Annotated in this window: 8 protein-coding genes; 4 read left to right on the top strand and 4 right to left on the bottom strand. The window is 35.6% G+C overall.

Annotation, left to right across the window (positions count from 1 at the left end; genetic code table 11):
* Together ACNQGB_RS15795 and ACNQGB_RS15790 are read left to right on the top strand one after the other, a co-directional pair.
* Positions 1–998, top strand: a 998-nt coding sequence (locus ACNQGB_RS15795) for a T9SS type A sorting domain-containing protein (protein WP_472777144.1), incomplete at its 5' end; no start/stop codon positions are given.
* Between the two features lie 61 nt (positions 999–1,059).
* Complete coding sequence (locus ACNQGB_RS15790) at positions 1,060–2,322, top strand: zinc-dependent metalloprotease (RefSeq protein WP_417947197.1); 1,263 nt, start codon at positions 1,060–1,062, stop codon at positions 2,320–2,322.
* A 578-nt stretch (positions 2,323–2,900) separates the two neighbouring features.
* On the opposite strand, the gene ACNQGB_RS15785 is transcribed toward ACNQGB_RS15790, so the two are convergent.
* The 4 genes from ACNQGB_RS15785 to ACNQGB_RS15770 all read right to left on the bottom strand — a co-directional run bounded on the left by ACNQGB_RS15785 (position 2,901) and on the right by ACNQGB_RS15770 (position 5,433).
* Positions 2,901–3,254 (bottom strand): hypothetical protein, encoded by a 354-nt coding sequence (locus ACNQGB_RS15785; protein WP_417947199.1) that lies wholly within the window; start codon positions 3,252–3,254, stop codon positions 2,901–2,903.
* Positions 3,255–3,927: 673 nt separating this feature from the next.
* On the bottom strand, positions 3,928–4,884 hold the full coding sequence (locus ACNQGB_RS15780) for a HipA domain-containing protein (protein WP_417947200.1): 957 nt from the start codon (positions 4,882–4,884) through the stop codon (positions 3,928–3,930).
* Positions 4,877–5,209 (bottom strand): HipA N-terminal domain-containing protein, encoded by a 333-nt coding sequence (locus ACNQGB_RS15775; RefSeq protein ID WP_126745056.1) that lies wholly within the window; start codon positions 5,207–5,209, stop codon positions 4,877–4,879. The genes ACNQGB_RS15780 and ACNQGB_RS15775 overlap by 8 nt, the downstream gene beginning before the upstream one ends.
* A gap of 5 nt (positions 5,210–5,214) precedes the next feature.
* The gene (locus ACNQGB_RS15770; RefSeq protein WP_417947203.1) at positions 5,215–5,433 is read right to left on the bottom strand and encodes a helix-turn-helix domain-containing protein; all 219 of its coding nucleotides are present in this window, start codon (positions 5,431–5,433) and stop codon (positions 5,215–5,217) included.
* Between the two features lie 343 nt (positions 5,434–5,776).
* On the opposite strand from ACNQGB_RS15770, the gene ACNQGB_RS15765 reads away from it, so the two are divergent.
* Together ACNQGB_RS15765 and ACNQGB_RS15760 are read left to right on the top strand one after the other, a co-directional pair.
* On the top strand, positions 5,777–6,532 hold the full coding sequence (locus ACNQGB_RS15765; RefSeq protein WP_417947205.1) for a hypothetical protein: 756 nt from the start codon (positions 5,777–5,779) through the stop codon (positions 6,530–6,532).
* A gap of 1 nt (position 6,533) precedes the next feature.
* Positions 6,534–6,944: a DUF5675 family protein gene (locus ACNQGB_RS15760; RefSeq protein WP_417947206.1), complete on the top strand. Its 411-nt coding sequence runs from the start codon at positions 6,534–6,536 to the stop codon at positions 6,942–6,944.
* Positions 6,945–7,064 lie beyond the last annotated feature (120 nt).

The following is a 7,064-nucleotide window of genomic DNA, read 5'->3' as shown; positions in this document are numbered from 1 at the left end:
TGGCTGAATCAAATACTGGTACTTTAATAACTATAAGTACACCACCACCAGTTGTTAATGCTGGTCCAGATTACACTATTCCAAAAGATACACCTTACGTTTTGAAAGCCTTAGTTACTAATTCAAATGCAGAGGGTTACACGTATTCATGGGAGGGCTTAGATACAGGTGTACAACTTGAAACTAGTGCAACGGCTACCTCTGGACCAAATTTTAAATTTAACCAACCTACAGCTTCTCCCAATCGATACATGCCGAAACTTGAAAAAGTTATTGCAGGAGAATTAAACACTAGAATGGAACGCCTTTCGAGTGTTTCTCGAGTACAAAATTTTGCAGTTACTGTTCGAGATAATGCCGTCATTCGGGGTTCAAATGTGAGACGCGATGATTTGATACTGACAGTAAATGCCAACGCAGGGCCATTTGTAATAACATCACAAAACACAACCGGAATAACGTGGGCGGGAAACTCATCGCAAACCATTACATGGGATGTAGCAGAAACAACAGCCAATAATATAAATACTTCGTTGGTAAATATATTATTATCAACAGATAAAGGATTAACATTTACAACCACACTTCTGGCAAATACACCCAACGATGGTTTGCAAGTGATTACAATTCCAAACACTATTAATTCGTTGGATTGTAGATTAATGGTGCAATCTGTTGGTAATATATTTTATGCAGTCAATACTACAAAGTTTGCAATTGCAACGAATTTAGCAACAAATGATTTCGAATTTGAAAATTTTGTACTATATCCAAACCCAAATAATGGTAGTTTCAAAATATCATTTAAACCCGAAACCAATGACGAAATTAAAATAACAATATATGACATTAGTGGAAAAAATATTTATAATAAAACATTTCAAAATTCTGGTATGTTTGATCAAGAATCACAAATAAAGACGATTTCATCAGGAGTATATTTAGTAAATATACAGAACGGTGAAAATAAAATGGTGAGAAGAATTCTTGTAGAATAAAAAAGATTTACAAAAAGTCAAAAAAATAAAGCAGAATTGTCAACCAATTAATAATCAAATTATGAAATTAAAATTAATCATCGCTTTACTCCTATTTCAATTGGGATTTTCACAACAAAGAACTTGCGGAACCGATGCGCAAATGCAAAAAATGATGAATGACCCAGTTGCAAAACAAAAACATTTAGATTTTCAAAAAAAATTTAATATTGAATTAGCAAAACTTCAAGATCCACAAAATGAAGCGGCTAGAAATACCAACGCAACAATTATTATTCCGGTGGCGGTTCATTTTCCCGAAATTACTGCAAATTCACCAATTAAAGAATGTTTAAAGCTATTGATACAAAATCAGATCGATATTTTAAATGCCGCTTTTAGCGCAACAAACCCAGACATTGCGCTGTGGACGCCCCAAGTACAAGCCTTTTATCCAAGAACTAACTTGGGTAATCCAAATATAAAATTTATAATAGCAACCAAAAATCATCCTGCGGGAACAGGGCTGACCAATGGACAGGCAGCAATAACATTTGGAACTAATTTTCTATATATTCAAAATGGTGATCACAGAGACATTCAATGGAAAGGCTATTTGAATATTGTTTGCAGAGATACTAATCTTGGATCAGGATATTATACAGGTGGCACTCCTGACGAAGGCAATTTGATTGTACTAAAAAATAATTGTTTCGGATCTGGTGCTGGCTGTGGAACAGGATTTGAGCCTTACTTTGGATGGCATTTAGGAGGAACAGCTATTCACGAGGTAGCACATTATTTAAGTGTACATCATACTTTTGGGAAAGATGGTACAATTACTGATTGTTCGCGAGGAAATACAGATGATGTTGACGACACCCCGCAATGTCAAATGTCATCAATGTGGCCTGAACCAGGAAGTGTAGCTGGATGTGTACCCGGTACAAAATCGTTAACAATGAATTATATGGATTATACATTAGATGGTAATAAATTTATGTTCACAGCAGGCCAAGTCGTTAGAATGAGAGCCTATTACAACACTGTTGCTAGTCAATTTTCAACAAACGTGTTAGGTAAGCAAGATTTTGAATTTAAAGATTTTTCATTATTTCCAAATCCAAATAATGGAAGTTTCAACATATCTTTTACACCAGAAACCAACCAAGAAATTGCTGTAGAAATTATCGATATGAATGGAAGAAATATTTACAGTAAGACATTTCAAAATTTAGGTCTATTTGATAACGACTTACAAATAAATAACATTTCATCAGGTATGTATTTTCTAAATATTCAAAACGGTAAAAGGAAAATGGTTAGAAAAATAATAAAAAAATAAATATTATGAAATTAAGTTTTATACTCACGGTCCGATCTGAATGTAGTTGTTCTAAACCTTGGTCGACGACTTTAATCCCAGAACAGTTGCAGACATTATGATGTGGGAAGTAACCAATATTATAGAACGCGATCCTTCAAATTGTTTTTTCCTTTAATTCCTGCTGCATACAATGCGTAAATCGAAAATTCAGGTGTGCCGAATTACCAAATGAAAAAAACTGCTTTTACTCTTGAGTGATACTAAAAACCATGTTATCAATCAAAATAATAAGGGAAATCTCCGTGAAAATTTTGTTTTTTTAAGTTCAGTAATTTGGGGGAATTTGGAAAATTGATTTGTAAAAAAAGAAGGCATCCGTAAAATAGTGTGAATTCCAAATAACCAACTAAACTTTATTAATTTTAGTAAAATTATTATGATATCCCATTGAATTAACTCGCTTAAAATAGCTTTTAAATGATTTAGATGCTTATTGAACGCATTATTAGTCCAATTGCGTTACTTTATTGTATTTTCCCTGATCAACTTAATATGAGCTCGTTTGGTTTCTACAATAGGTAGTTTATTTAAGCCCACTAGTGAAGTCGATACTTTAATGAAGTTAATTTTGTGCCTTGGTAGCCTGAAATTGTCTTTTTTCCAATATTGGGAGTTTTCTTTTCTAAAGCAAAATCAAGTGTTTCAATAAAGGTAAGATTGCTTTGTTGTTGAATTGGGTCAGGTATTTGTGGATTCCAACCCTCTCTTAGTTTTTGAAACAAAGCATCTCGAAGTAAATTAGCTTCGATCTCTCTTTTTTTGTAGTTGTCAATATAATTGATACCGTATTTATAACGGAAAATTACCTTGTTGTATCTGAAATAGACAAACCAAGGTTTTGATAGGTCATCATATTTAACAACCTTAGGAATTGTATAAATTGATTTCATTTTAATTTGTTTTAAAATTAAAATTGTTGCGGGGACATTAAATCAATCTAAAGAACATTTATATTCACTTTTTGTTCACTTTTAAATAAAAAAAACGGGAAGTCCTTATTTAACTAAGCTTCCCGAATTCTGCGGAGAAAGAGGGAATTGTTTCTCTTTGCTATGTGGTTGATATATAGTGTTCTATATATTTTATTTTTTCAAGTGCCCCTACATGTGCCCCTTCAAATTTTTACAGTTTTTCAGCTGTGTTGATGAATGTAAATTTACAAAAAATACTTCTAAAAAAGGACTGTTATTTGTCAAAATATGAACACGTTAACTATTATTTATTGAACAGGTAAAGTTTAAAATTTGAACGTGTAAAGGATAAATTCTAACCAATTATCAATGGTTCAACCTGTTCAATTTTCAAGCTTGTGTATTGGCAAAATTCCTCGATGGATACAAACTCATTTTCGAGCTTGTTTAGCTTCGTTCTCATTTTCTGTAATAATCTAATACTTTGACGGTAACTCTTTCCGGTAATGCGTTGTATGTCCTTCGGGTAGATACACAACCTCTTGTTTTCTGTTTTCATACTCTATCTATAGCTTTGAGTGGGCTTTGAGATACACTAAAGTACTGTTGGCCAAAGTTTCTTATGGTAAAATTAATCAAAAAAAGGATGCGTTTATTCCCGCCGAAACAAGCTATGGTATCTTTCTTCCAATAGGTTCTTGTATTTCTCCTTGTATTCCTCTGACAGGAATGAATTATTGATCCATTGGAGGGCGACGGCCTTGTTTTTCTGGATGCGTTTTGCAATTCCTTTTATTTGTTTTTCGTTAAGTCCGAGGTTGATGCCCAGTCTTTCGAAATTTTCCCATTTGAGTTTTCTTTTTTTACCTTCTATCGTTAGGGCCAGTTCTTCGGAGTCGTCAGGATTTACAATGGCCACGTTTAACAGATCATAGGCTGGAGCCAATGTCCAGGTTTCATTAGAATAGATCATCGAAAAATTCTTCAGGTGCATATCGTTGTTCCCGGTGAGGAAACTGAAAATACCCAATTCCAGAAAATACAATTTATCCAACAGCGTGTTGTCTGAATACTCGTTTATGGCTTTACCTACTTTTTCCATTGAGCTTTTGTATTTATCAAAAGCTTCCGTGATTTGGAACATATCGAGCATATGGATTTTCTCTCCCGCGTCTGTTCGGTCGATGCGTTTGGTGATATAGGAAAGTTCACCTGATTGCAATTTGATCAAGCTTGACTTTACGGTGTTTATACCGAATGCTTCTGCAATACGCATCGTCAGGTGCTCGTTTTCGGGCATTTCAGGAAATTGGTCGGATGGTGGTTTGAAAATGTAATTTCCTCCCAAGGCTCCGACAACGGTAAGACGACCCTTGTTTCCGTCCTGCAGAGCGTCATTCACGATGGATAGGGATAGTTTTGGTTGTACACCTGGAACTGCCACACTCCGTTCCACCACGTTTTTGGCCAATTCTGCCATTTGTTGAAGCGAATGTTCGAATGCCGGCGGTTGTTTGGTGCCAAAAAACTCCAGACTACATTGTTCGTGAAAATCACCAACATTATTGTCTTGCAACAGTTTGTAGCAATATAGACAGTTCTTACTCATTTTCGTTCGATATTTGTTGAATACTAACCGCTCCTATGCAGTTCTGGCAACAGGCCAATAGCAATCCCATACGGTCACTAGGATTTATTTTCCAGTTTTTGGATGCAATATCCAAAAGCCATCCTTCCGGGATCAATCCTTCAAAAAAAGGAAATAATCGTTTGTCGATATAGGTTTTTGATCGTACCGGCATCGTCAAGGTGATTCCTTCTTTGGGATGTTCCATTACATACTTTTCATCGTACTCGAAGGTGTATTCCCCGTCGTCCGTTTCCGTGAGGATGCCCGCCAAAAATTCTTTGTAATATACGGCTGCTTTTCTCATATTATTTAGTCTTCATTTTTGGATAATTCTCTCGCATTGACCGGAGCCAAGGTATGCCCAAACATTTTGAGCACCTGGTTTACCTTTTCGAGGTTGAGGTTTTCTTTTCCTTGTTCTATTTTCCGAATAACAGTAAGTGCTACACCAGCGCGATCTGCAAAGGCTTCCTGGCTGAGTTTTACTTCGTTTCTTTTCCCTTTTACAAAATCGGCTAGTGTGTTCATAATTATATGCTTTTGCATTGATTTTAACCAAATATAGTAAATTATATGTAAAAGCATATAATTTATTAAATAAAATGTATTTATATGTAAAAGCATATAATTTATTAAATAAAATGTATTTATATGTAAAAGCATATAAATATTGTATGGTTCTTTTTTTTATGCAGAGTGACATTTATGTTTATAAATGCCATTTATACCTCTGTAGGACATATGGAATATAGCTGTGTTCTAAATTATTTGTTTAAGTGTAATCTTTGTTTCGAAATCAATCGAAAGGTGTTGCAACAGGATGATGATTGACGGAATTTGAAACATTTATTAATTTAAAAATTTAGAAATTATGGCAAGACAGAAAGGGATAATCAAGTTAAAAGGTACTATTGGAGATATTACTTTTTACAAAACCCAAGACGGGCATTTGGCTCGTGAAAAAGGAGGCATCGACGCCAGCAGAATCAAAAGTGATCCTGCGTTTCAAAGAACGCGTGAAAACGGTTCTGAATTTGGTAGAGCCGGAAAGGCTGGTAAAACTTTGAGAACGGCAATGCGAACTTTGCTTATTAATTCTGCCGACAGCAGAATGGTAAGCCGATTGACCCAAGCCATGGTTAAAGTGATCCAAGCGGATTTGACGAATGATCGTGGACTTCGAAACGTGATTGACGGAGAGGCGGAATTGCTTGTGGGTTTTGATTTTAATATCAGAGGGAAATTGGGAAGTACTTTGTATGTTCCTTTTACCGGTCTTATCGATCGAGCTAGCGGAGAGATTTCCGTAGATATCGCATCATTTGTTCCTGCGAATATGATTGCCGCTCCTAGTGGAACGACTCATTATAAAATCATTTCAGCCGGTGCGGAAATTGATTTTGAAGCAGAAACTTTTGTTGTTTCCAGCTCTGAAACGGCTATTCTACCGTGGGATTCGGCTCCAACGGCAGCCATCAATCAGTTGAATGCGGTAACTCCAGGCAGCGCAAGCCCTTTATTTTTGGCTTTGGGAGTGGAGTTTTACCAAGAGGTAAATGGCAGAATGTATCCTTTGAAAAACGGGTCTTACAATCCATTGGCATTGGCTCAAGTAAGCGGATTGTAAGATGGTTTTGGTGTTGAATAGAATTTATTTTCCCGAGGGAACGCAGGGAGTTTTAGAATGGAACAGCACAATAGTTTGTTATACCATCGAGTTGCCCTGGTTGAATAACCAAAGGCGGATTTCCTGTATTCCTGAAGGAGAATATGTTTTGCAGAAGCGGTTTAGCCCAAAATTCAAATGGCACTTGCATTTGAGAAATGTTCCGGGACGAGATTTGATTTTAATCCATCCCGCCAATGACGCTAAAAAAGAATTATTGGGCTGTATTGCTACTGTAACACATCACACCGGAATTGGTAAGGGAAGTTCTTCCCGAAAAGCGTTAGAAAAGCTGAAAACGATAGTTTATGCAGCTATGGAACGAAATGAAGAAGTTAAAATAAGTATCCAGTATAAAAAAGAGATAGTATGAAAATAGTAGAAAGCTGTGTTCAACTCATAAGTGCAACAAACTTATTATTTAGAGTTTCAATAGGACTAAGGTAATTGAATTTTCTAATGGGTCTGTTATTAATTGATAATTCTACTTGTT

It is taken from the genome of Flavobacterium frigidum, from assembly GCF_048286795.2.
The sequence above is the reverse complement of the archived record's forward strand: the minus strand, read 5'-3'. Positions and strand labels throughout refer to the sequence as shown.